Raw genomic sequence first — 23652 nt, 5'->3', positions numbered from 1 at the left:
CTATTTCTTCTCGTTCAGGTCGGGATTACGGTCGTACTCGTTGCCGAGTGCTCCCGTGTAACCCGCGGTTTTCAGATCCTGCAGATGCTGCTGGAACTCTTCTTCGGTAACCACCTTGACGCGGAAAAGCATCTCAGAGTGGTACTCACCGCAGAGTTCGGCGCACTTGCCGTCAAAGGTGCCCAATTGGGTGGGCGTGAAATCGATGTAATTGGTCTTGCCCGGGATCATGTCACGCTTCTGCAAGAAGGCCGGGACCCAGAAAGAGTGGATCACGTCGCGTGAGTTCAACTGCAACTCGACGGTCTGATTGATCGGTAAATAGAGGGTAGGCAGCTTGTCCTTGTCGATATCACTACCGTTCAGGTGTGCCTGCACCCCGCCTTCGTAGACGGCTTCTTTGACGTCATTTCCGGCCAGGTAGTTGAAGTCCCAGGCCCACTGCTTACCGCGGACGTCGATGCTGACCCCTGGGCTATCCACCCGAGCGTCGAGCTTCTGCTGATCCTGATCGGTGAAGTAGAAGAACACCAGAACCATGAACAGCGGAATGGTTAAGTAGAAAATTTCCAACGGCAGATTATAGGAAATCTGCTTCGGGTAACCCGTGGTGCCCTTACGACGGCGATAGGCGATGATGCACCAAATAATCAGGCCCCAAGTGATCACGCCAACAGCGAGGGCGGCGATCCAAGAGTTCACCCACAGAGTGATGATGCTACCGGTATGGTTCGTGACCCCGGCGGTGGTCGGCAACCAGCCGTTTTTCGCCTCCGGGGTACATGCCGACAAAACCAGTGCGCTGGCAACTCCCACTGCTGAAACAGCGAGGACTTTAGCGCGTCGGCTGCCGGTTCGATGCTGCGAACTCACAGACGGCCCTTCCTTTTGTAGCTGATCGCAGAACTGACCCCGCGGTCGCTTTTTCTGCACATTTACGTGTCAAACTTGTGTTCTACTACTGCGTGTAGAGAGCATTCCCTTAGAGCTTACCGCGCTCGGGAACTTTTTGCGCACACTGTGTCTGGCGCGGCGGCTGAACGCTTGATGAACCCTCTTAGACAGCCGAAAGGCCCGGCTGAACCGGGCCTTTCGAGAAGGTTTTTTGCCGCTTTAGTGGAACGAGTCCCCGCAAGCACAGGAACCCCCCGCATTCGGATTGTCAATGGTGAAGCCCTGCTTCGAAATGGTGTCCTCGAAGTCGATGCTGGCACCTTCCAGATAAGGCACGCTCATCTTGTCCACAACTACCTCGACACCGTCGAAGTCGCGGACCGCGTCCCCATCGAGCATCCGCTCGTCGAAATAAAGCTGGTAGATCAGGCCGGAACAGCCACCGGGCTGAACGGCGACCCGCAGCCGAAGGTCGGTGCGGCCCTCTTGCTCGAGCAGGCTCCGTACCTTGCCAGCGGCAACCTCGCTCAACGCCACCGCATGAGTGGGCAGCTCGGCGGTCTCAGTGGAAGTCTCAGTTGTGGTCGTCATAGTGTCCATAATACCTCCAACCGCCCGATCCGCCCGGTTGTTCCCCTCGGCTTCAGTTCAGCATCGGTTCAATGTCACTTAAGGTTCAGAGTGCTAAGTAGCAGTGCCTCGGCAAGCACTGCTTTTTCAAATTCGGCCAGGTGTAGCGATTCATTGGCGCTATGCGCCCGGGAATCCGGATCCTCGACGCCGGTGATCAGGATCTGCGCGGCTGGGAAGAGCTCGGTGAGGTCCGCAATGAACGGAATGGACCCGCCCATTCCGGATTCCACCGGTGTTACGCCCCAGGAGGTGCCGAGCGCCCAGAGCATGGCTTGGGCGGCGGAAGCCGAGGTATCGGTGGCAAAGGCATTGCCCTGCTCCCCCGGCGTGAAGACTACCTGGGCAGTCTTCGGACTGTGCTTTTCGATATGGCGGGCGACGGCGTCCATCGCCGCGGAAGGGTCCTGGCCGGGAGCTAGTCGGAGACTGAATTTGGCGGTGGCACTGGGCTGGATGGTATTCGAGCTCACCGCTACGGCGGGGGCGTCGATACCAATAATGGACAGCGCCGGTTTGGACCAGAGCCGACCGGAGATGCTGCCGCTACCGGCCAAGGCGAGGCCGTCCAATAACGAAGCGTCCGCACGGAAATCCGCTTCGGGGTAGTCAATACTCGGTTCTTCGGCGATATGCAGACCCTCGATGGCGACCGAGCCGTCGTCGTGATGGAAAGTTGAGATCAGCCTCGCCAACTGGGTGGGAGCGTCCAGTACGGGGCCGCCGAACATCCCGGAGTGCACAGCATGCTCCAGTACCCTTACCTCGATGCTGCCATCGACCAATCCACGCAGGCTGGTGGTCAGAGCCGGTACGCCAACTTTCCAGTTTCCGGAGTCGGCCACCACAATCACATCGGCACGGAGCAGATCCTGATAGGTGTTGAGGAAGTCATGGAAAGTCGGCGAACCGGCTTCTTCTTCTCCCTCGATGAACAAGGTGACGCCAAGGCCAAAGTCATCACCAAGGACCTTTGCCACCGCGCGCAGCGAAGCGATATGTGCCATTACGCCCGCCTTATCGTCGGCAACACCGCGCCCCCATAGTCTGCCGTCCTTTTCTACCGGGATAAACGGGGAGGAATTCCATAAGGCTTCCTCCCCCGGCGGCTGCACATCGTGGTGCGCGTAAAGCAGAATGGTGGGGTTACCGGGTGCCGCGATCTTGCGAGCCACCACAGCAGGACCACCGGGAGTGCCATCGGACTTGTTCAGCCGCAGGATTTGAATGTCGTCGAGTCCCAGCTGGTTGATCAATTCAGCCACCGCCTCAGCGCTACGGTCGAGCTGCTGAGGGTCGAAAGCAGCCCAGGCAATGCCCGGAATTTTCGCCAATTCGATCAATTGCTCCACGGTCTGCGGGAAATCTGTGTGAACGGCTGTTCGGAGCGCTTCGATGGTGTCGCCATCCGGTTCGACGCCTTGGGCTGCACTGAGGTGGTCAGAAAATGGGGTGCTGGTCATATTTCGAACCTTACCTGCAGCCCTCCGTGAGTCCAAGGAGCACTATTGCGGGTATCCTAGGAGTGTGTTTGGAAGAAACAAAGAAGCAACCCAGAATGCTGCGGAATCCACGGCTGTATCAGCCGAGGACGATGCCCCTCGCGTTGGCAAGGGTGTTCCGACGCCTAGCCGCAAGGAGCAGGAAGCCGCGCGCAAGCGTCCGCTGGTCCCTAACGACCGTTCAGCGGCGAAAGTTGCTGACCGGGATGCTCGCCGCGAGGCTCAGCTAAAGACCCGGGCTGCCCTAGATACCGGCGATGAGCGCTACCTCCCCTTGCGCGATAAGGGCCCGCAGAAGCGTTTTGCCCGTGATTTTATTGACGTCCGCACCAGCATCGGCGAGTTCGTGATGTTTATCGCGCTGGCCATTGTGGTACTCAGCCTGTTCTTCCCGGACGCCACCGTAGTGTCTTGGACCTTCATCGTGTTCTGGGTTCTGGTGCTCGCCGTGGTGGTCGATTCGATCCTGCTCGGTCGGCGCTTGAAGAAGCAGCTGATCGCCAAATTCGGCTCGGCCGAGGCCGGTGTGGTTTGGTATGGGACGATGCGCTCGCTTCAATTCCGTCGGCTGCGACTGCCTAAGCCCCAGGTCAAGCGCGGTGAGAAACTGGGCTAAGGCCTAGTTCTTCGGCCGGGATAGCTCGCGGGCAAGTTCCCGATTAATGCGAGCCGCCCAGAAGGGCCCCTCGTAGAGAAAAGCAGTGTATCCCTGCACCAGCGTTGCCCCAGCGTCGAGCCGCTCCCGTACATCGGCTGCATTTTCCACCCCGCCCACCGAGATTAGGGTCAGAGACTCCCCCGCCTTCTGGCGGACCCTGCGCAACACCTCGAGCGAGCGCTGCTTGAGCGGCACTCCGGAGAGACCGCCAACGCCGTACTTCATGACCTGCTCGGGATCTGTCCGCAAACCATCCCGCACAATTGTGGTGTTGGTGCAGATAATCCCGTCCAGACCGACTTCGAGGGCCAACTCGGTAACGGCATCAATGTCCTGATCGCTCAGATCAGGAGCGATCTTGACCAAAAGCGGCACCCTATGACCGGCGGCTTCCTCCGCGGTTCTGCGCACCCTGATCAGCAGCGGCCGCAGCGAACGGACATCTTGCAAAAGCCGCAGACCGGGAGTATTCGGGGAGGAGACGTTGACCACCAGGTAATCGGCCTGGGCGGCCAATTCCCGGGTACTGACCAGATAGTCCTCCACCGCCTCGGCAAGATCAACCTTCTTGGTCTTGCCAATATTGACCCCGACAACCGGCCGAGCCCGCTGGTAGCGCCGCTCTAGGACACCCCGAGCCTTGCTGAGCCGGGGCGCTACGGTTGCTGCGCCGTCGTTATTGAATCCCATCCGATTGATCAGCGCGCGGTCCTCAACCAGCCGGAATAGCCGGGGCCGAGGATTTCCGGGCTGCGCCTGGCCAGTGATGGTGCCTACCTCGATGTGGCCGAAGCCGAGATTGGCCAAAGCGGCTACGCCATGACCCTCCTTATCGAATCCGGCAGCCAATCCGAAGGGCGAGGGGAAGGTGCGGCCCAAAGCCTGCACCCGAAGCTCTTTCGCGGGCCTGCAAAACGGGCGCAGCACAATCCCGGCGCCAAAGGTATCTGCCATCCGGATCAAGCTAAAACCAATCCGGTGTGCGCGTTCCGCGTCCATTCCGGAGAAGACCAGGCGAAAGAAGGTGGGATAGAAGCGCATGGCTTTCATTTTCCTTGCCCCAGGGCTGCAAGTCCAAACCGAAGCCCGGGGTTAGCATGAAATATGGCACTCAGCGCAGACTCAACGGATCTTATTGTGATAGGCGCCGGACTGGCCGGGCTGGTGGCGGCTTCCGAGGCCTATCATGCCGGTCGCCGGGTGCTTTTACTCGATCAAGAACCGCAGGCCTCACTCGGCGGGCAGGCTTTCTGGTCCTTCGGCGGAATGTTCTTGGTGGACTCCCCCGAGCAACGCCGATTAGGGGTCAAGGACAGCGAAGAACTTGCCCTAGCCGATTGGTTTGGCAGTGCCGCCTTCGATCGCGCCGAAGACTACTGGCCTCGTGAGTGGGCTAAGGCTTATGTGCATTTTGCCGCCACCGAGAAACGAGATTGGCTGCACCGGCTGGGAGTGCGGTTTTTCCCCCTGGTGCAATGGGCCGAGCGCGGTGGTTATGACGGCCAAGGACACGGAAATTCGGTACCTCGCTTCCACGTCACCTGGGGAACCGGTCCAGGAATTTTAGCTCCGTTCCTGGCAAAGGTAGCCGAAGGAGTATCTGCCGGGCGGATTGAGATTCGCTACCGCCACCGGGCCACTGAGTTAGTCACGACGGCGGGCCGGATCACCGGTGTGCGTGGCGAGATTCTGGAACCATCCACGGCGGCTCGTGGTGAACAGAGCAGCCGAGTGGTGCAAGGAGAATTCGAGTTCTCCGCCCAGGCTGTGCTGGTGACCACAGGAGGTATTGGCGGCAATCATCAGAAAGTACGTGAGCAATGGCCAGGTGGTGCGGCACCGGAAGAGTTAATCTCCGGGGTTCCGGCCTCGGTGGACGGGATATTTCAGGATGCAGTACAGGCCAGCGGAGGCAGCCTGATCAATACCGACCGAATGTGGCACTACCCCGAAGGCATTCATAATTGGGACCCGGTCTGGCCGAAGCACGGCATTAGGATTCTGCCCGGACCCTCCTCGCTCTGGCTCGATGCCGAAGGTCAGCGCCTGCCGACGCCGCTTTTCCCGGGCTTCGATTCTCTTGGCGCGGTGCGGCACATCGTGGCCAGCGGCCATCAGCATTCCTGGTTCGTGCTCAATAAGACCATCATCGGCAAGGAATTCGCGCTTTCCGGCTCCGAACAGAATCCAGATCTGACCGGTAAAGATATTCCGGCGCTGGCCAGGCGGGCGTTAGCCGGGGTACCCGGGCCGGTGCAAGCCTTCCTGGATCATGGCGTAGATTTCCTGCAGGCCGCAAGCCCGGAAGAGCTGGCCCGGAAGATGAACGAGTTGATCGGTCAGGAGCTAATCGATGGCGTTGCCTTGCGGGAGCTGATCGAAGCGCGGGACCGTCAGGTGGCGAGCGGCCTGGGTAAGGACATGCAGCTGAATGCGATTCGGGAGGCTCGGCGTTTCGCCACCGACAAGATCATGCGGGTGGTTCCGCCGCACCAGATGCTTGGCAAAGAACACGGCCCGCTCATTGCCGTGCGACTATCCCTGCTGACCCGTAAATCGCTTGGCGGAATCCAAACTAATCTGGCCGGTCAAGTGATTGGTAACGATGGCGATCCGATCGAGGGACTGTACGCGGCGGGCGAAGCCGCTGGGTTCGGTGGCGGCGGCGTACATGGTTACCGTGCGCTGGAAGGTACCTTCTTAGGCGGTTGTCTCTTCTCCGGACGGACGGCCGGGCGGGCGGCTGCGCAGGCTTGCGGGTGATGTGTTGATGACAGCACGAAACTGGAAGCCCGATGTCCTCGGCAAAGGTTATGAATCGACCGAGCTTGCAGCCGGCCGAGCCACTGGCGAAAAAGTCAACAGTGGAAGGCCCAACGGCGGAGCCGACAGCGGGAATGCCGGTGGCGGGAAGGAAGTGGCCACCCTGATCCGGCACCTGCCGGAAGGACGCTCCAAGGTGCCGGGGCAGGCCGTACTTTTCATCCACGGTTGGAGCGATTATTTCTTCAATACCGAGTTGGCGGAGTTCTTTACCGACCTCGGCGTGGCCTTCTATGCTTTGGACCTGCATAATCACGGTCGTAGCCTGCGCACCGGGAGCCTGGGCGGTTTCGTCGGTGACCTGGAGGATTACGATACCGAACTGCGCACCGCGCTGGACGCCGTCGTCGATGATCTGCGACAGCATGACGGCCTAGAGGCCCCGCGGGTGGCTCTGATGGGACATTCCACCGGTGGCCTGGTTGCCGCGCTCTGGACCAGCCGTTTTCCGGAGACGGTGAGTCACCTGATTCTGAACAGTCCTTGGCTCGAAATGCATGGCAGTTCCTTCGTCCGGCACGGCATGTATTCAATGGTGGAGCCGATGGCACGCTGGTGGCCACATAGCAAGATCAAGCTGCCCGAGCGAGATTTCTACTGGCGTTCAATCTCCTCCCAGGCGGAGGGAGAATGGGACCTCGACGACAATCTGCGCCCGCCCTTGGCCTTTCCGATGCGCTGGGGCTGGATGAGCGCGATTCTGGCCGGACAAGCCCAAGTAGCTCGCGGATTGAAGATTCCTGTGCCTATTCTGGTGATGATGAGCGCGCGAAGCTTGAACGGACCGCGATGGCGTGAGGGGATGCGCAGCGCCGATGCGGTGCTGGATATTCAGACCATGGCGGCCAGAGCTATCACGCTTGGTGAGAGTGTGACGATCGAGAAGGTCGACGGCGGTCTGCACGATGTGCTGCTCTCGGAAAAGGTTGTGCGAGAACAGGCCTATGCGCGGCTGCAACGATGGTTACTTGGTTATATGCTCAGCGACTCTCCGGACAAACGATCCAGAACCGAGGCGGAATGACGACGGCGGAAACCTCCACCCGAGCGCGATGGGAACAAGATTACCTAGGTCCTGAGTATCAAAAACAGACGCTCGACCTCGGCACCGACGAGGAAGGAGCAGTAGTTGCCACTCTGATTCGGCACCGGCGAGGGCGTTCCCGACTGATGCCGGATAGGTCCTGGTGGCAGCGCGTTGTCGAACTCAAAGGACCGGAGCCGCGGGTGCCACGCGAGGTGGTGCTATATCTGCACGGCTGGGCAGATTACTTTTTCCAGACCGAATTAGCGGAGTTCTTTACCAATCGTGGTATTTCTTTCTATGCGCTCGACTTAAGGAAGTATGGGCGCAGCCTGCGCCCGGGACAGTCCGAGGGATTCGCCGAGGATTTGGAGATCTATGATGAGGATCTTGCCGCGGCTCTGAAAGCCATTGCCAATGATGTGGGTCCCGATCATCGGGTGCACTTGCTGGCTCATTCGCTGGGTGGGTTGATCGGCTGCCTCTGGGCGGATCGGCATCCCGGGGTGCTTTCCTCACTGATCCTCAATGGCCCGTGGCTCGAGCTGCAAGGCAGTAGATTCCTGCGTCAGATTGCCACCCATCTGGTGGATCCCTTTGTCCGGGCAGATCCACGCCGGATTTTCAATCACCCGGATATGACGGCCTATTGGCAGTCGGTGAGCAGCACCGCACATGGTGAATGGGATCTGGATCCGCGTTGGCGGCCGGCCAATTCTTTCCCCTTCCGCGCGGGATGGATCAAAGCCGTACTCAATGGTCATGCTCAGGTCTCGCGTGGTCTTAAGATCGATGTGCCCATCCTGATGCTGCTTTCGGAACGAACCCTGATCCAGGCGGACTGGACCGAACAGATGCAGGGAGTGGACGCCGTCATCGATGTGAATCAGATGGCTCGGCTAGGCCTGCAGATCGGCAGCCGGGTAATGGTAAATCGCTATTCAGGCGGACTGCACGATGTTTTCCTCTCCCGCGAGTCGGTGCGGTTGACCGCCTATGCCGATTTGGGACATTGGATGCGGGCTTACGGGGCTAGCGCACTGTAGCTAGTTTTCCGCCTTAGACCGCCGTCGGGCAGTGCTTTACAGGCCCCACATAGCCCTAGCCGCGCGGTCGCACAGCGGCGTTGCGCATCCTTAGACGGTAGGTACGTCGCTGGGACGGACCAGGTCTAAAAGGAGAAGCGTGAGTGTTCTCACCCGGAGTGTAGGCAACGCATTCCGCAATAAGATAAGAACCGCTGCCGTAGTTGCAGTGCTGGCGGTCGCAATTGGGCTCGCGTTGGCCATGCTCGTGGCCAACCAGGCCGTGGGTGGCAAGGTCCAGGAGCTCAACGCCTCGGTGGGTACGGTACTGACCGTAGATCCAGCCGGCGGCCAGGGATTTGAAGGCGGCGGCGAGCCGCTCACGGCAGCCGAGGCTGTTACGGCGGCTGCCGTACCGAACGTCGCCTCGGTGGTGGGAACCAAGGAGCTTCGCTTGCGTACCGAGACCGCAGCCACAAGCTCAACATCCGGCGGTGCATCGCAGCAAGCCGGACCTGGCGGCGGTACTAGCGTAGCGACGAACCTTCAGGCAGCAATCGACGCGGGCACACTTGGCAATCGTAATAATGCCACTGGCAGCAACGGCTCAGGAAATACCGGAAGCACTCGGACGTTTTCGCTGCCCATTACGGCAACCGGTATTGGTGCCGAGGTGGACGCCACCGGCAAAGCCCTGAACATTACCAGCGGCACCGGCCTGGGTAACTACACGGCGGCCAGCACCAAAGCTCTTGTTGGCACCACCCTGGCGACAAAGAACAGCCTGAAGGTTGGCTCAACATTCACCATTGCGACGAAGACGTTCACGGTAGCGGGCATTTTCGATGCCGGCACAACCTTCGGAAACAATGCGGTCTATACGACCCTTGCCGAAGCCCAGGCTCTAGCGGCAACTCCAGGCGAGCTCTCCAGCATGGTAGTCACGGTCAACAGCATGGAAAACGTGGATGCCGCTAAGACCGCGCTTCAAACGGCGTTGGGAACCAGCAAAGCCGATGTAACACAAGGCCAGCGGAACCTTGAGACCGCGGTCAGTTCGCTGAACAGCGTGAAGAATATTTCGCTAGTAGCCTTCATCGCTGCTCTCGCCACGGCCGGTCTAATCATCCTGCTCATCATGGTCATGCTGGTCCGGGAACGTCGCCGTGAAATCGGGGTCCTCAAAGCCATCGGTGCCCGCAATCGCACCATCGGTCTGCAGTTCGTGCTTGAAGCACTTGTTCTGGTGGCGCTCGGCAGCGTGATTGGAGCTGCCATTGCTTCTTTTGCCAGCGGCAGCATCGCATCGGCGCTGATCAGCTCCAATAGCTCGACGGCGGCCACCGGCACGCGCGGCCCCGGCGGTGGCTTTGGTGGCGGAGGAGGCGGTTTCGGTGGTGCGTTCGGGGGTGCCTCGCAGTTGCTGACCTCGGTAACGGCTAGCGCCTCCCCCGGCATTATCGTCGCAGGTATCGCCGCAGTCTTCGGCGTCGCCATCGTAGGGGCATTAGTACCGGCGCTCCTGACAGCCCGCATCCGCCCCATCGAAGTCCTTCGAGGAGAATAGCCATGATTGAAGTCAAAGACCTGGTCCGCCAGTTCAAGTCCGGTGACCGCACCATCAAGCCCGTCAACGGCGTGAGCTTCGAACTAGAAAGAGGCACTCTCGCTTCGATCGTGGGGAAGAGTGGCAGCGGCAAGAGCACCCTGCTCTCCCTGCTAGGCGCCCTAGACAAGCCCACCAGCGGGGACGTCGTGGTGGATGGAGTCAGCCTGGCTGGGCTGCCCGCCAGTAAACTCACCGAATACCGACGGCGGGATATCGGCTTCGTTTTCCAGCAATTCAACCTGATTCCCAACCTCTCCGCGGTAGACAACGTGATGTTGCCGATGGAGTTTGCCGGAATGCGAAGGTCCGCTCGTTTAGAGCGAGCGCGGTCCCTTCTGGAGCAGGTGCAGCTGGATCCGGAGAAACAGTCCCGCCGTATTAACAGGCTTTCGGGAGGTGAGCAGCAGCGGGTTGCCATTGCGCGTGCGTTGGCCAATGAGCCCAAGCTCATCCTGGCCGATGAGCCAACAGGCAACCTGGATGAGCAGACCGGGGAACACATCATCGAACTATTGAGCTCGATGAGTCGGAACCACAACACTACTATTTTGGTGGTAACTCACGATCGGAGTTTGGCTCAGAAAACCGAGCGCCGTTTCAGGCTTCAGCAAGGAAAATTGAGCGAAGAAACCGCACGTCCACGGGTCGCCGCCGGGGCCTGATTGGATCTTCTCAAAACAGAAAGCTATTTGGCTGCGTCCACGGCACCGCCATATCGGCGGTCCCGTCGGGCGTATTCATCTACAGCTTGCCACAGGGTGCGGCGGTCAACGTCGGGCCACAGCGTATCTAGGAAAACGAACTCGGCATAAGCACTCTGCCAGAGCACGAAATTCGATAGTCTCTGTTCACCGCTGGAGCGGAGGAAAAGATCAACATCGGGCAGGTCCGGTTGGTAGAGATGCCGCTGTATGGTGCGCTCGGAGACCGCCGAGGCTTTGAGCCTGCCCGCCTCGACCTCGCGGGCAATAGAGGCCACAGCATCGGCGAGTTCGGCTCGGCCACCGTAGTTCACACACATGGTCAAGGTGATGGTGTCGTTGTCCTTGGTACGTTCCTGGGCGATTTCCAGTTCCTTGATCACCGAACCCCAGAGCCGCGGCCGTCGTCCTGACCAACGTACCCGAACACCCCAGGCATCCAGTTGGTCTCGTTGCCGACGGAGTACGTCACGGTTGAAGCCCATCAGGAACCGGACCTCATCGGGGGAACGACGCCAGTTCTCGGTGGAGAAAGCATAGACCGTCACGTATTTGATCCCCAGCTCAATGGCACCGGCCACCACATCCAAAAGCGCGGGCTCCCCCGCCTTATGGCCCTCTATTCGAGTCAGCCCACGTTGATTGGCCCAGCGGCCGTTGCCATCCATCACGATGGCGACGTGCTGAGGCACCAATTCGGCAGGAATTTCCGGTTTGCTGACACCACTAGGGTGCGGCCAGGGCGCCACGACGGCGGGCTTCCCCGCATGACGGGTGGATCGTTGAGCCATCTTTTCCTTCAGTCTCTTTCCACGAGGCGGAGAGAACGGACATTGCGTTCCAAATGCCATTGCACGAAGCTGGCCACCAGGCCTGCGGCTTCACGACGATTTACCAGCTCCGAAGCATCCGCGACGGCCCAATCTCCGCTAAGCAGCGCCGCTAATAAGAGCATGGTCGCGGCTGCCGGTGAGGGCGAGCCCGGCGGTCTGCAGTCATGGCAGACCGCACCGCCCAGGGGGGCAGAAAAGGCGGAATGCGGACCGGGCCTTCCGCAGCGGGCACAATCTTCAAAGCTGGCTGCCCAGCCCGCCGTGGCCAGCGAACGCAAGAGATAGGAATCCAGGATGAGTTCAGAGGAATGCTCTCCCCTGGACAGCGATGCCAGCGCACCGACCAGTAGCCGATACTGCGCTCCGGCCGACTCCGTGTCGGCATCGGTCAGTTTCTCCGCGGTCTCGGCCATTGCGGTGGCCACGGTATAGCGATCGTAGTGGGCCGCGATCTGCTGTCCGTAGGAGCTTCTGGTGACAGCCTGCGAAATGATGTCGAGGGTACGTCCCGAAACCAATTGGAGATCGGAAACCATGAACGGCTCCAACCTACCGCCGAATTTACTGGAGGTACGACGCACGCCCTTGGCCACCGCCCGGATCTGACCGTGCTGACTGCTGAGCAAGGTGATGATCCGATCGGCTTCACCCAGCTTGTGGGTGCGCAGCACCACGGCATCCACCCGATAGGTGTGTGCTGCAAAAGATGAACGGCCCGACACCGCTCCATTCTCCCACTATTGCCCGCAGCATTTGCCTCCCGCGCCGGAGAACCAGTCAGGGTTTTCTGCCAGCAGAATCCTTGATAGCAAAGGGAAGGGGCCACCGCTACCGGTGGCCCCTTCCTGCTTAGCTCAGCTCAGCGAGATGTACCAAGCCTGCAACTAACTGCTCTGTTTAGTGACTGGGCAACACTCCGACCCGAAGCTGGTCCCAGTCGGCCTTGGTGAGCTCGTGCTCATCGGTGGGCGTCTTGGCACTCTTACTTAGGGTTCCGCTTCCGCTGCCGCCAACAGCGCCGCCACCAAACTGGATTTCAGCCCAGTTATTCGAGGCAGAGATGCTTCCCTTGGCTCCGTCGTTATTGATATCGGTGGAGACCCCCGAGGTGAAGGTGCCATTGCAATTCCAGTCGATCGGCTGACTGGCTGGGGTGGTGGTGGTTTTGGCTGTGCCGTTGGGGCAGTAATAGGTGGTCCGCCATCCGGAAGCCAGGCTGCCCAGGCCCACCGATTCGTTCAGATTCGTTTCACTCAAGGTTGCCGGCGCCACATTTGAGTATCCGAAATAGGGGGTTCCATCGGCGCGCGGCACTCCGGAGAACTGGAAGGAGTAATTCATCACAGACAGGTAATTGGGCTTGTAGTTACCGTTGTCGGTGCCGCCGTGTTTCAGGCCCAGGGTGTGGCCGAATTCGTGCACGAAGGTGCCCACCTGCATGTCCTGGGTTACAGTCCAGCCACAGCGCGGACCCATCGTGACAATGAAGGTGTCATTGGGTAGGGCGAAGGCGTTTCCGCTGCTACAGGAACTGTCATAGTCATCGGCCCAAAGCATGTAATAGAAGATCGCCGCTCGTTTCGAATCGAAGTTTGCAGCCTTGAGGGCATTGGTCTCGGTCAGCGCCGGGCTGAGGTTTGAGTCATAAGTTACCTGGTTTCCGCCGCCCAGGTTGTAGGTGGTACCTCCCGCTGTTCCGGCGTCCAAGTGCAAAGTGATTCCGGTGGTGCCATTGGGGTTGCTGACCGGGGCGGTGGCAAAGACATTAACCATTCGGTCAAAGGCCACTGTGCTGCTCGGCAGCCGACCCTGCATATAGTCCATCTCTACGAAAAGATCTTTGCGGTTAGGATCCGCTCCCATAGCGGGCAGATTGACATCGATTACGCCGTCTCCGTTGGCGTCGTAACCTTGGGTCTCCCAGCTATCCAATAAGCCGTCCCCGTCGGTATCACCGGCTGCCGCAAGTGATGCGGGGGCGGCAGAGGCGGGACTAGCCAGCAGCGTGGCTGTGCCGATTCCGGCGACCCCGAGAGCCAACGCGGCGCCGGCCGCCAGTAACCGCTGGCGTGAAGATGTAGCAATCATAATATGAACCTCATCTGTCAATTAGCTCCGCAGGTATGAGAGCTATGTCACAGATTTATAGGCCCAAACTGAAAATTGGCTGAGAATTACTCAGGAAAAGACCGGCAATTCTGTGGAAACGTTGAGAGCCGGTCAGCCGACCGGCTCTCAACGGCCACTTTTAGGACGTGCGGCTGTCCCGGATAGCCCGGTTGACCGCGGAAATAACAGCCTTGAGGGAAGAGGTCGTAGTATTTGGGTCGATCCCCACGCCCCAGAGCACTCTCTCCCCTACGGCGCATTCAACATAAGCGGCGGCCTGGGCGCTACCACCTTCGGACAGGGCGTGCTCGGTGTAATCGAGTACGCGTAGATCGACCCCGTCCTCACGCAGAATCGAAAGCAGCGCGGCAATCGGACCATTTCCGGTGCCAATCCTTCGCTGCTCCACACCGTCGATCTGCAAGGTGGCGGTCAGCGTCGTCGAGCCATCTTCCTGAGCTTCCACATTGGTCGATCGAAGGGTGTAGCGTCCCCACTGTCCAAGTCCAGCCGGGCTGGGCAGATACTCATCGACGAAGATATCCCAGAGCTCTGCGCCGCTGACCTCCCCACCAGCGGTATCGGTGCGCCGCTGAATAACCGAAGAGAATTCGATCTGTGCTCGGCGGGGCAGGTCCAGATTGTGCTCGCTCTTGAGCAGGTAGGCAACCCCGCCCTTACCGGATTGCGAATTGACCCGGATGACAGCTTCATAGCTGCGGCCTAAGTCCTTGGGATCGACCGGCAGGTACGGTACCGCCCAGAGCGTATCGGAAACCTCCTGGCCAGCTGCCGCAGCATCCCGCTCGAGGGCGTCGAAGCCCTTTTTGATCGCGTCCTGATGTGAGCCGGAGAAAGCCGTAAAAACCAGGTCGCCACCGTAGGGCCAACGTTCGGGAACGGGAAGCTGATTGCAGTATTCAACCGTCCGCCGGACCTCATCGATCTGGGAAAAATCGATCATTGGATCGATTCCTTGGCTAAACATATTCAAACCCAAGGTGACCAGATCGACGTTCCCGGTGCGCTCCCCGTTGCCGAAGAGGCAACCTTCGATGCGATCGGCACCGGCCAGGTACCCCAGTTCAGCAGCGGCAACGCCAGTGCCTCGATCGTTATGCGGGTGCAGGGAGAGAATGATTCCCTCTCTGGGGTGCAGGTTGCGACTCATCCACTCAATGGAGTCGGCATAGACGTTAGGGGTGGCCATTTCCACGGTGGCTGGCAGGTTGACGATGACCTGGTTGTCTGCGGAGGCTTCAAAGATATCGGCGACGGCGTTACAGACCCTCACGGCATAATCCAGCTCGGTCCCGGTGAAGGATTCCGGAGAGTATTCGTAGGTGATCTTGGTTTCACCCAGCGTCTCTTGATACTTCTTGCACAGCAGCGCGCCCTGCGTGGCAATGGCCATCACGCCGTCCTGATCTTCGTTGAAAACCACCCTGCGTTGCAGCACCGAGGTGGAGTTGTAGAGGTGCACGATTGCTTGTTTGGCCCCGACCAGGGATTCATAGGTGCGTTCGATCAGGTGTTCACGCGCCTGGGTGAGAACCTGGATGGTGACATCCTCCGGAATGTGATCGCCCTCGATGAGCTGGCGCACGAAGTCGAAATCGGTTTGTGATGCCGAGGGGAAACCTACCTCGATTTCCTTGTAGCCCATCCGGACCAGCAGATCGAACATCTTCAGCTTACGAGCCGGACTCATCGGATCGATCAGGGCTTGATTGCCGTCACGTAAGTCCACCGCGCACCAGCGTGGCGCCTTGGTGATTCGTTTCGTGGGCCAGGTCCGGTCCGGTAGTTCAACGGTGATCTGCTCGTGGAACGGAACGTAACGGTGGACGGGCATTCCGGAAGGTTTTTGGGCGTTTCGCATGTCAGGGCCTTAATCTTTGGGTTCTGTCGGGTTCCTGGCCGGGGGTGCAACAAAACTCCGCGGCGAGGAATCGGCCTGCCCTCTGAATCGATCCGCCCTAGCGGACCCGAAAATCAACGGGTACTGGCCTCGCCGCGGCAGCTAAGAAGGAGAATCCCAGTGCGCACAAAAGTAGCGTAACACGACGCGTAGGATGAAAGTGAACGGGCTCACATGCCCGTTCCTTATATGACATCCGCACTGAATGGAGAAGTTTCAATGACGCCGTCGGGCACCTCTTCTGGCATTGATCAGAGCACTTTTGAACCGCAGAGCAGACCACAAGATGATTTATTCCGGCACGTCAATGGACGTTGGCTGGATGAGAACGAGATTCCGGCAGACCGAGCCAGCGTCGGCTCCTTTATTGATCTGCGGGATGCTTCGGAACTCGCGGTCCGGGAAATTATTGAAACCGCCGCTGCGAACGCCGACGGGGCGCCGCTGGAGAAGAAGATTGGCGATTTGTATGCGAGCTTCATGAACGAAGAGGTGGTCAATGCAGCAGGCATCGCGCCGCTGACGGATACCCTGCGAGCGGTCTATGCAACTCAGAGTGCGAAAGACTTACTCACCTTGGCCGCTAAGCTGCAGCGCGGCGAGACCAGCGGTCCCATCGGTTTCTACGTCTACAACGATCCAGGCGATCCCACCCGTTACCTCTTCCAGGTCTACCAAAGCGGCTTGGGCTTGCCCGATGAAGCCTATTATCGCGAGGAGAAATCCGCTGAGCTTCGGCAGAAATACCAGCAACATGTAGCCAAAATGCTCGGCCTTGCCGGGGTGGCAGAAGACGAAGCCGCTGCTGAGCGGGTGATGGCTTTGGAGACTGCATTAGCAGAGGGCCATTGGGATAATGTCACGCTGCGGGATCCGCAGAAAACCTATAATCTACTCAGCCGGGACGCGGCTACGGAGTTGTTCTCCGGGCTAGGCAGCTGGCTGGACGCCTTGGGCGTCTCCGAGCAGCAGAGCGCAGAAATCGTGGTGCAGAATCCTGACTTCCTGCGAACCTTAGAGACCGCCTTAGCGGAGCAGCCGTTACAAGCTTGGCAAGACTGGCTGGCCATGCGAGTGATCTCCTCTGCAGCGCCCTACCTCTCCGAAAACATTGTGGCCGAGAACTTCGCCTTCTACGGAACCGCCCTGAGCGGTACCACCGAAATTCGGGAGCGCTGGAAGCGAGGAGTTGCCCTGGTTGAGGGTGGCCTGGGTGAAGCCCTCGGTCAGCTTTATGTGGCGCAGCACTTCCCGCCGGCACATAAGGAGCGGATGGAAACCTTGGTGGCGGGTCTGATTGAGGCCTACCGTGAGTCGATTAGCTCTCTGGAGTGGATGGGTGAGGAGACCAAGGCCAAGGCTCTGGAGAAGCTCGGTAAATTCGTGCCGAAAATTGGCTATCCCAATGTCTGGCGGGATTACTCCGAACTGGAGATCTCGGCGGCGGACCTTTTAGGCAATGTACAACGGGCGAATCTCTTCGAACTGAATCGCCAGCTCGCCAGGATCGGTCAACCCATCGATCGCGAGGAATGGCTGATGACTCCGCAGACCGTCAACGCCTATTACAACCCCACGATGAACGAAATTGTGTTCCCAGCCGCTATCTTGCAGCCACCCTTCTTCGACGCCGGAGCAGACGATGCCGCGAACTTCGGTGGAATCGGAGCCGTGATCGGTCATGAAATTGGGCATGGCTTCGATGACCAGGGTTCCCAGTTCGACGGCGAGGGGGCACTGAATAACTGGTGGACCGATCAAGATCGATCTGCTTTTGAGGAACGTACCGCCAAGTTGGTGGCTCAATACGATGCGCTCAGCCCGGTGGCCGCTCCCGAGCATAGGCTCAATGGCAAGCTCACCCTCGGTGAGAACATTGGCGATCTAGGTGGCCTGAGCATTGCCTACGCAGCCTGGCAACTCGCTCTGGACGGAACGAGCGCCGAGGATATTGATGAGTTGAGCGGGACCGAAAGGTTCTTCTATTCCTGGGCGCAGTGCTGGCGCGGGAAGAGCCGTCCCGAGGAAGCGATCCGACGAGTTTCCACCGATCCACATTCCGCCGCAGAATGGCGCTGTAACCAGGTGGTGAAGAACCTGGACACCTTCCACCAGACCTTCGGCACCACCGAGACAGACGAGCTATGGCTCGATCCTGCCGCCCGGGTTCGAATCTGGTAGCGCCCTAAAGCTGGCGGTTGCCGCCGGAACTTACTTAGCGGGGCAGGTCATTGACTTCTTGACAGGAGATGGGCTGCCCCGCTGTTTCGGCAACAATGTCCTTGGGCAATACGACCTTGCCGTATTTGGTGCCGGAGCTAAAGTCCTGTCCGATCATCAATTGCACACCGCTGAGCGCGGGCGCCGAACGTAAGGCACTGCTCGGGATGCCGTAGAGGGTGGCCAGGCTCTGCGCCACATCGGCAAAGCCGGTGCCGTAGAGAATCTGGGTATTTGGCTGATCAGCCACCACCTGGCCCAGCACCGAGTTGGTGTATCCCGCAGCGGATAATGACTGAAGGAGCTCCTGGTCCCTGCCCGTTACTCCCGAGGCGTTACTGACAATAACCGGCTGAATGGAGGTATCGAAAGCCGGAGCCTTGGTAGTAGCCGCCTTGCTACTACTGCTAGCACTGGGGCTCGCCGAAGCGCTCGTCGAGGCGGTGGCGGTGGAACTGGGCTTGGCCGGTGTGGTGAGAGAAACGTCTTGCTTGATCGCGCTGAAGAGCTGGTCGGCAGCCGGTTCACTGAGAATCAGCCGATTCGTATCGGCCGGATCCTCCCCGGAAGGTACCGTGACAAAGGCAACCTGGGAGAGATCGATATCTTTTAGCCGACCTGCCATGGTGATGAGAGCCGTTGGGCTGGCTAGGCCGGAATCCACGGTCAGATTGCGAGTCACGATATCCGCAATATTGTAAAGCTTAGGCAGATCTGTCAGCGTTCCTTCACTCTTAATCTTGCGGGTCATCGAGGCTAGAAACGCCTGTTGCGCCTTGATTCGATCGGTATCGCCTGCATTGCCAAAGGCATGCCGGGTACGAAGGAAAGCCAGTGCTTGATCGCCGGAAATACTGGATTTACCGGCGGGCAGGTCCAGTCCGGAGGCGGGGTCCTTGACCGCTTTACTGACGCAGACCTCAACCCCACCAAGAGCACTGGTCAGGTCCTTGACCGCGGTGAAGTCCGCCAGCATAAAGTGGTCAATGGTGAGCCCGGTAAAAGCGTTAATGGTGGCCACCGTGCAGCCGGGTCCGCCGAGCGCAAGGGCAGAGTTGAGTTGAATGCTGTCTTGGGCAGGAATCGGGTTGCCGCCCGCCGGATTCTTGCAGCCAGGGAATGGCACCATAAGATCGCGCGGAAAGCTCACAATCGAGACGTTCTTGCGATCCGCGGAGAGATTGAGCAGCATCATCACATCGGAGTTTCCGTTGCCCGATGAATCCGCTTGACTGCCATAACTCGAATTGGCTCCGGAACGAGTATCGGTACCCAGGATCAGGATCTGGATCGGATCGTGGTTATCATCGGCAGCCGGAGCGGTGCTGCCGCCCAGCGCGGCGTTGAGATCATCGGTCTTGATATTGCCCTGTAAACGAAGAAAGAGAATCGCGGCCAGGGCTAGCGAGGCCACCAGCAACGCGCTGACGATACTTGCCGAGAGCTTGAGCCAAAAGGGCGCACGACGGCGGTCGCGTAGGTGGCGGAGAACCTCCGGGCGGTCCGTGGAGACATCAGAGTTGGGCGACTCAGTTGATTGCCCGATTGAGGCTTCCTTGCCTGGATGAACTCGGCGACCGCCCATACGGCAGGGACCCTTCGTCGGTGACAGATTCGTTTATTCTACGCGGCGGAGGCCTTGAAACCTCCCTGTCAGGCCTAGGAAGGGCCTGTGCAGGCCCGCCGAAGGGATGAGCAGAGTTAGAAGCCGAGCTTGCCGAGTTGCTTCGGATCACGCTGCCAGTCCTTGGCCACCTTGACATGGAGGTCGAGATAGATTCGAGTACCCAGCAGCTTCTCGATGCCCAGCCGCGCTCGGCTGCCGACATCGCGCAGCCTGGCGCCACCCTTTCCGATGATGATGGCTTTCTGCGAGGAACGCTCCACATAGAGGTTGACATGCACATCCAGTAAAGGATTATCCTCGCTGCGTCCCTCTCGCTCCTGGATCTCCTCAACCACCACGGCCAGCGAGTGCGGCAATTCGTCCCGGACCCCTTCTAGGGCAGCTTCCCGAATCAGCTCGGCTACCATCACGGCCACCGGTTCGTCGGTCAATTCGCCTTCCGGATAGAGCGGAGGGGAAACCGGCATATGACCGGCCAGCACTTTAGCCACGGTGTCCACCTGAAAGTCCTCGGCTGCAGAAACCGGCACGACGTCGGCGAAGCCGAGGCCACCTAAAACCTCACGTCCCAGTGCCTCGACGGCGATCAGGTGCTCGGTGAGGGCGGCGCGGGAAACCAGATCGGTTTTGGTTACCAGGGCGATGATCGGTTTATTCGGCAGTGCGGCCAACTGATTGGCAATGAAGCGATCTCCCGGGCCGATTTTTTCATTCGCAGGCAGGCAGAAACCAATGGTGTCCACCTCGGAGAGTGTTCCGGCGACCAAATCGTTCAGTCGTTGTCCTAACAGCGTCCGTGGTCGGTGTAGTCCGGGGGTATCCACCAGGATGAGCTGAAAGTCCTCACGATGCACGATGCCGCGAATGGTGTGCCTGGTGGTTTGCGGCTTGGCGGAGGTGATCGCGACCTTCTGGCCCACCAAGGCATTGGTTAGGGTCGATTTTCCGGCGTTGGGTCGGCCAACCAGAACCGCGAAGCCTGCGCGGTAGCTGCCTTCGGAGCTATTTTCAGTCATGGTTTTCCGTTTCCTGGAGCGTCGGGGTCGTGTTGCTGATCTTCGTTGTCTTCGGTGGCTATTCGGCTGGCGATCAAATGGCTCACCCGGTTGCGCCGGCCTTCCAGCCGTTCGGCGCGCAGGTTAATACCATCGATCTGTACCTCGCTGCCGACGATGGGCACCCTGCCCAGGTACTTGGCCAGTAACCCGCCTACGGTGTCCACTTCGTCGTCTTCCAGATCAAGGTCAAAAAGCTCCCCCAGATCGTCAATGCTCATCTTGGCGGTCACCCGATAGCTATCCGGGGCGATTTCCTCGACCTCAGGGCCTTCGGAATCGTATTCATCTACGATTTCGCCGACGATCTCTTCAATCAGATCCTCCAGGGTAACCAATCCAGCGGTGCCACCATATTCATCGATCACAATGGCCACATGGGTGGATTCCAGCTGTAGTTCCTTAAGTAGATCCCCCACCGGCTTGGACTCCGGGACGTAGCGCACTTCGCGGCTAAGTTGCTCCACAGAAGGTTCCGGCTGGCCCGCCGTCAGGCGTTCCTGGGTGGCCACTACGTCCTTGAGGTAGAGCACGCCCAGTACATCGTCCGCGTCTTCGCCGATCACAGGTACCCGGGAATAGCCGGAGCGAATGAAGAGCGCCAGTGCTTGTTTAATCGTTGAGCCGCGTTCGATGCTGACAATATCGGTACGTGGCACCATAACGGCACGCACTAGGGTGTCGTCGAGTTCGAAAACGCTCTGAATCAGTTCGGCCTCGTCGTCTTCGATCATGTCGGACTCGCTGGCTCGATCCACGAATTCGCGGAACTCCTCCTCAGAGGCGAAGGCATTCTCGGTTCGTGGGGCACCGGGGGCAATCACATTACCCAGATTGATCAGCCAACGTGGAATAGGGCCGAGCACCCAGCACAGCAACCGGACCAGCCAGCCGGTGGCACGCAGCACGGCAAGCGGATGTAGGCGTCCAAACTGGCGGGGTGAAACTCCGACCAGTACGAAGCCGATGCCCGCCATCACCACGGTGGCCAGTAGCCCCGCAATCCAAAGATTGTCGATCAGGTTCAAGAACAGCATGGCGACCGCAACGGCAGCCGCCATCTCGAACCAAATACGCCAGAATCTCAGCGCATTCTGATGAGCAATTGGATGGTCCAAAATGCTCCGCAAAGCCGCCTGCCGTCGTCGGCGAACGGGATCGCGTTCTTCCTGGATCGCTTCCGTTTCGTGCCGAGGCAGAAAATTCAGCGCGGCCTCCGCCATTGTGAGCACGCCCGCGGCTGCCACAAAGAACAGCCCCATGACGGTGAGGACAGCAGTTATCACGCGGTGGTCTCCGCGGGGGCATCGCGCCCCAGGAACGCGCTTAGCAACTCGCGTTGCAGGGCAAACATTACCGCTTTCTCCTCAGGCTCCCCGTGATCGTAACCCAGCAAATGAAGCATTCCGTGGGTCGCCAGCAACAACACTTCGTCCTCGGTGCTGTGTCCACCGGCCTGAGCTTGTTCTTGAGCCACCTGCGGGCAGATCACAATATCTCCGAGCAGACCTGCCGGAGCCGGACGGGCGGAGGTACCCGGTCGCAATTCATCCATCGGGAAGGAGAGCACATCGGTGGCTCCAGGCTCATCCATCCACTCCAGATGCAGTTTCTCTATCGCCTCCCGGTCCGCCAGAATAATGGACAGTTCGGTCTGCGGATGCAGGTGCAATTGCTCGAAGACGTAACGGGCCAACCGCACCAGTTCCTCTTCCGGAGCCGCTACACCGGATTCGTTGTTGATCTCGATGCTCATCGCTGCCGCGCTCTCTCGTTCTCTTGATTCTTTTCCGCCCAGTTGGCATAGGCGGTGACAATATCGCCCACCAAACGGTGCCTCACGACGTCGGCCGCTTCCAGGTTCGAAAAGGCGATGCCTTCGATCTGGTGCAAAATACCTTCCACTACCCGTAAGCCGGAGCGCACCCCGCCGGGTAGGTCCACTTGGGTGACATCGCCGGTAACGACCATTTTCGAGCCGAAACCAAGCCTGGTCAGGAACATCTTCATCTGTTCCGCAGTGGTGTTCTGCGCTTCGTCCAGGATGATGAAGGCGTCGTTGAGGGTGCGGCCGCGCATATAGGCTAGCGGCGCCACCTCGATGGTGCCCGCAGCCATCAACCGGGGAATGGTCTCCGGATCGATCATGTCGTGCAGGGCATCGTAGAGCGGGCGCAAATAGGGATCGATTTTGTCACTCAAAGTGCCCGGCAGGAAGCCCAGCCTCTCTCCGGCTTCCACCGCCGGCCTGGTCAAGATGATCCGACTAACTTCTTTCTGCTGAAGTGCTTGCACCGCTTTGGCCATCGCCAAATAGGTCTTGCCGGTGCCTGCCGGGCCAATGCCGAAGACGATGGTGTGGGCGTCGATGGCATCCACGTAACTCTTCTGATTGAGCGTCTTCGGTCTAATTGTGCGGCCGCGGCTAGTCAGGATGTTGTGGGTGAGCACATCCACCGGATTACTCTGGGTGGCCAGCATGCTTACCAATTGCTCAATGACCTGCGGGGTGATCACGCTCTGCCGCAACACTAGCGCCCTGATCTCCGCAAACAGCCGGACGATCCTAGGAACCTCGGCTTCTGGTCCGGAGATGGAAAGCTCATTGCCGCGGGCGTGAAAATCGATTCCCGGAAAGTGCCTTTCGATGGCCCGCAAGGCCTGGTCCTGACCGCCCAGGGAGGCGACCATCTGCTCAGTGCTATCGAAGGTGATGGATTCGGTGCGGACCCCTGCCACGGTGCGTGGGAAGTCGCTCGGCGTCAAGCTTGCGGTTGAATCAGTCATAGCAGCGGCCTGAGGGCCTGAGCTCACTTTCATGAGAGTCCGGAATTTCTTCTGAAATGCTTTTACTATCTTAACTTGTGTTCGCGGAAGGTATTCCGCTGCTCGCCGCGAACTTCAGAGAACCTGCTGCCTTGGTCTCACCTCGGTCTCAGAACTATTGCGATCTGGTTGCATTTACTGTGCAGGCCAGAAAGTGGCAGATTCCAGCTTTGCCCCTGTGTAAAGCTGGAGGAC

At 59.2% G+C, this 23652-nt stretch carries 20 protein-coding genes; 7 read left to right on the top strand and 13 right to left on the bottom strand.

Going from position 1 to position 23652, the window contains the following annotated elements; all coding sequences use genetic code 11:
* The 3 genes from ctaC to FHU41_RS03070 all read right to left on the bottom strand — a co-directional run bounded on the left by ctaC (position 1) and on the right by FHU41_RS03070 (position 2987).
* Positions 1-873: an aa3-type cytochrome oxidase subunit II gene (gene ctaC / locus FHU41_RS03080; protein ID WP_179388168.1), complete on the bottom strand. Its 873-nt coding sequence runs from the start codon at positions 871-873 to the stop codon at positions 1-3.
* A 240-nt stretch (positions 874-1113) separates the two neighbouring features.
* The gene (locus FHU41_RS03075; protein ID WP_179388167.1) at positions 1114-1485 is read right to left on the bottom strand and encodes a HesB/IscA family protein; all 372 of its coding nucleotides are present in this window, start codon (positions 1483-1485) and stop codon (positions 1114-1116) included.
* A gap of 74 nt (positions 1486-1559) precedes the next feature.
* The gene (locus tag FHU41_RS03070; RefSeq protein WP_179388166.1) at positions 1560-2987 is read right to left on the bottom strand and encodes a dipeptidase; all 1428 of its coding nucleotides are present in this window, start codon (positions 2985-2987) and stop codon (positions 1560-1562) included.
* A gap of 64 nt (positions 2988-3051) precedes the next feature.
* Here FHU41_RS03070 and FHU41_RS03065 point away from each other — a divergent pair, with 64 nt between their 5' ends.
* Entirely contained in the window at positions 3052-3642 is a 591-nt protein-coding gene (locus FHU41_RS03065) for a DUF3043 domain-containing protein (RefSeq protein ID WP_343046233.1), read from the top strand.
* A 3-nt stretch (positions 3643-3645) separates the two neighbouring features.
* Here the strand turns inward: FHU41_RS03065 and FHU41_RS03060 are convergent, their stop codons facing one another.
* The gene (locus tag FHU41_RS03060) at positions 3646-4725 is read right to left on the bottom strand and encodes a quinone-dependent dihydroorotate dehydrogenase (protein ID WP_179388164.1); all 1080 of its coding nucleotides are present in this window, start codon (positions 4723-4725) and stop codon (positions 3646-3648) included.
* A 63-nt stretch (positions 4726-4788) separates the two neighbouring features.
* On the opposite strand from FHU41_RS03060, the gene FHU41_RS03055 reads away from it, so the two are divergent.
* The 5 genes from FHU41_RS03055 to FHU41_RS03035 all read left to right on the top strand — a co-directional run bounded on the left by FHU41_RS03055 (position 4789) and on the right by FHU41_RS03035 (position 10827).
* Positions 4789-6447, top strand: coding sequence for an FAD-binding dehydrogenase (locus tag FHU41_RS03055; protein WP_179388163.1), 1659 nt, complete (start codon positions 4789-4791; stop codon positions 6445-6447).
* 7 nt (positions 6448-6454) lie between these two features.
* The gene (locus FHU41_RS03050) at positions 6455-7531 is read left to right on the top strand and encodes an alpha/beta hydrolase (RefSeq protein WP_179388162.1); all 1077 of its coding nucleotides are present in this window, start codon (positions 6455-6457) and stop codon (positions 7529-7531) included.
* Positions 7468-8577 (top strand): alpha/beta hydrolase, encoded by a 1110-nt coding sequence (locus FHU41_RS03045; protein ID WP_343046232.1) that lies wholly within the window; start codon positions 7468-7470, stop codon positions 8575-8577. Before FHU41_RS03050 ends, FHU41_RS03045 begins: the two co-directional genes overlap by 64 nt.
* Before the next feature lie 139 nt (positions 8578-8716).
* Positions 8717-10123 carry an FtsX-like permease family protein gene (locus FHU41_RS03040; RefSeq protein ID WP_179388161.1) on the top strand — a complete coding sequence of 469 codons (1407 nt, stop codon included), beginning with the start codon at positions 8717-8719 and terminating at the stop codon, positions 10121-10123.
* 2 nt (positions 10124-10125) lie between these two features.
* Positions 10126-10827 carry an ABC transporter ATP-binding protein gene (locus tag FHU41_RS03035; protein ID WP_179388160.1) on the top strand — a complete coding sequence of 234 codons (702 nt, stop codon included), beginning with the start codon at positions 10126-10128 and terminating at the stop codon, positions 10825-10827.
* Positions 10828-10850: 23 nt separating this feature from the next.
* Here FHU41_RS03035 and FHU41_RS03030 read toward each other — a convergent pair whose 3' ends face one another.
* From FHU41_RS03030 to leuA, 4 genes are all read right to left on the bottom strand, one after another.
* The gene (locus FHU41_RS03030) at positions 10851-11657 is read right to left on the bottom strand and encodes an isoprenyl transferase (RefSeq protein ID WP_179388159.1); all 807 of its coding nucleotides are present in this window, start codon (positions 11655-11657) and stop codon (positions 10851-10853) included.
* Positions 11658-11665: 8 nt separating this feature from the next.
* Positions 11666-12421: a DNA repair protein RecO gene (gene recO, locus FHU41_RS03025; RefSeq protein WP_179388158.1), complete on the bottom strand. Its 756-nt coding sequence runs from the start codon at positions 12419-12421 to the stop codon at positions 11666-11668.
* Between the two features lie 175 nt (positions 12422-12596).
* Complete coding sequence (locus FHU41_RS03020) at positions 12597-13787, bottom strand: hypothetical protein (RefSeq protein ID WP_179388157.1); 1191 nt, start codon at positions 13785-13787, stop codon at positions 12597-12599.
* Between the two features lie 160 nt (positions 13788-13947).
* Positions 13948-15690, bottom strand: coding sequence for a 2-isopropylmalate synthase (gene leuA, locus FHU41_RS03015; protein ID WP_179388156.1), 1743 nt, complete (start codon positions 15688-15690; stop codon positions 13948-13950).
* Positions 15691-15948: 258 nt separating this feature from the next.
* Between leuA and FHU41_RS03010 the strand changes: the two genes are divergently transcribed.
* Positions 15949-17910 carry a M13 family metallopeptidase gene (locus FHU41_RS03010; protein WP_179388155.1) on the top strand — a complete coding sequence of 654 codons (1962 nt, stop codon included), beginning with the start codon at positions 15949-15951 and terminating at the stop codon, positions 17908-17910.
* A 34-nt stretch (positions 17911-17944) separates the two neighbouring features.
* On the opposite strand, the gene FHU41_RS03005 is transcribed toward FHU41_RS03010, so the two are convergent.
* The 5 genes from FHU41_RS03005 to FHU41_RS02985 all read right to left on the bottom strand — a co-directional run bounded on the left by FHU41_RS03005 (position 17945) and on the right by FHU41_RS02985 (position 23418).
* Entirely contained in the window at positions 17945-19534 is a 1590-nt protein-coding gene (locus FHU41_RS03005) for an LCP family protein (protein WP_179388154.1), read from the bottom strand.
* A 116-nt stretch (positions 19535-19650) separates the two neighbouring features.
* Positions 19651-20592 (bottom strand): GTPase Era, encoded by a 942-nt coding sequence (era, locus tag FHU41_RS03000; RefSeq protein ID WP_179388153.1) that lies wholly within the window; start codon positions 20590-20592, stop codon positions 19651-19653.
* On the bottom strand, positions 20589-21917 hold the full coding sequence (locus tag FHU41_RS02995) for a CBS domain-containing protein (protein WP_179388152.1): 1329 nt from the start codon (positions 21915-21917) through the stop codon (positions 20589-20591). Before FHU41_RS02995 ends, era begins: the two co-directional genes overlap by 4 nt.
* Positions 21914-22387 carry an rRNA maturation RNase YbeY gene (gene ybeY, locus FHU41_RS02990; RefSeq protein WP_179388151.1) on the bottom strand — a complete coding sequence of 158 codons (474 nt, stop codon included), beginning with the start codon at positions 22385-22387 and terminating at the stop codon, positions 21914-21916. Before ybeY ends, FHU41_RS02995 begins: the two co-directional genes overlap by 4 nt.
* Positions 22384-23418 carry a PhoH family protein gene (locus FHU41_RS02985; protein ID WP_179388150.1) on the bottom strand — a complete coding sequence of 345 codons (1035 nt, stop codon included), beginning with the start codon at positions 23416-23418 and terminating at the stop codon, positions 22384-22386. The genes ybeY and FHU41_RS02985 overlap by 4 nt, the downstream gene beginning before the upstream one ends.
* Positions 23419-23652: the final 234 nt, after the last annotated feature.

This window comes from Psychromicrobium silvestre, assembly GCF_013408295.1.
Lineage (GTDB): Bacteria > Actinomycetota > Actinomycetes > Actinomycetales > Micrococcaceae > Renibacterium > Renibacterium silvestre.
This window is presented reverse-complemented; position numbering and strand designations above follow the sequence as displayed.

Excerpts from the sequence above, each read along its gene's own strand:
- FHU41_RS03060 (WP_179388164.1), bottom strand. The coding sequence starts at position 4,725 with ATGCGCTTCTATCCCACCTTCTTTCGCCTGGTCTTCTCCGGAATGGAC.
- ybeY (WP_179388151.1), bottom strand. The coding sequence starts at position 22,387 with ATGAGCATCGAGATCAACAACGAATCCGGTGTAGCGGCTCCGGAAGAG.
- FHU41_RS02985 (WP_179388150.1), bottom strand. The coding sequence starts at position 23,418 with ATGACTGATTCAACCGCAAGCTTGACGCCGAGCGACTTCCCACGCACC.
- FHU41_RS03020 (WP_179388157.1), bottom strand. The coding sequence starts at position 13,787 with ATGATTGCTACATCTTCACGCCAGCGGTTACTGGCGGCCGGCGCCGCG.
- FHU41_RS03070 (WP_179388166.1), bottom strand. The coding sequence starts at position 2,987 with ATGACCAGCACCCCATTTTCTGACCACCTCAGTGCAGCCCAAGGCGTC.
- FHU41_RS03045 (WP_343046232.1), top strand. The coding sequence starts at position 7,468 with ATGGTTACTTGGTTATATGCTCAGCGACTCTCCGGACAAACGATCCAG.
- FHU41_RS03055 (WP_179388163.1), top strand. The coding sequence starts at position 4,789 with ATGGCACTCAGCGCAGACTCAACGGATCTTATTGTGATAGGCGCCGGA.
- FHU41_RS03030 (WP_179388159.1), bottom strand. The coding sequence starts at position 11,657 with ATGGCTCAACGATCCACCCGTCATGCGGGGAAGCCCGCCGTCGTGGCG.
- leuA (WP_179388156.1), bottom strand. The coding sequence starts at position 15,690 with ATGCGAAACGCCCAAAAACCTTCCGGAATGCCCGTCCACCGTTACGTT.
- FHU41_RS03010 (WP_179388155.1), top strand. The coding sequence starts at position 15,949 with ATGACGCCGTCGGGCACCTCTTCTGGCATTGATCAGAGCACTTTTGAA.
- era (WP_179388153.1), bottom strand. The coding sequence starts at position 20,592 with ATGACTGAAAATAGCTCCGAAGGCAGCTACCGCGCAGGCTTCGCGGTT.
- FHU41_RS03075 (WP_179388167.1), bottom strand. The coding sequence starts at position 1,485 with ATGACGACCACAACTGAGACTTCCACTGAGACCGCCGAGCTGCCCACT.
- FHU41_RS03050 (WP_179388162.1), top strand. The coding sequence starts at position 6,455 with ATGACAGCACGAAACTGGAAGCCCGATGTCCTCGGCAAAGGTTATGAA.
- FHU41_RS03035 (WP_179388160.1), top strand. The coding sequence starts at position 10,126 with ATGATTGAAGTCAAAGACCTGGTCCGCCAGTTCAAGTCCGGTGACCGC.
- FHU41_RS03005 (WP_179388154.1), bottom strand. The coding sequence starts at position 19,534 with ATGGGCGGTCGCCGAGTTCATCCAGGCAAGGAAGCCTCAATCGGGCAA.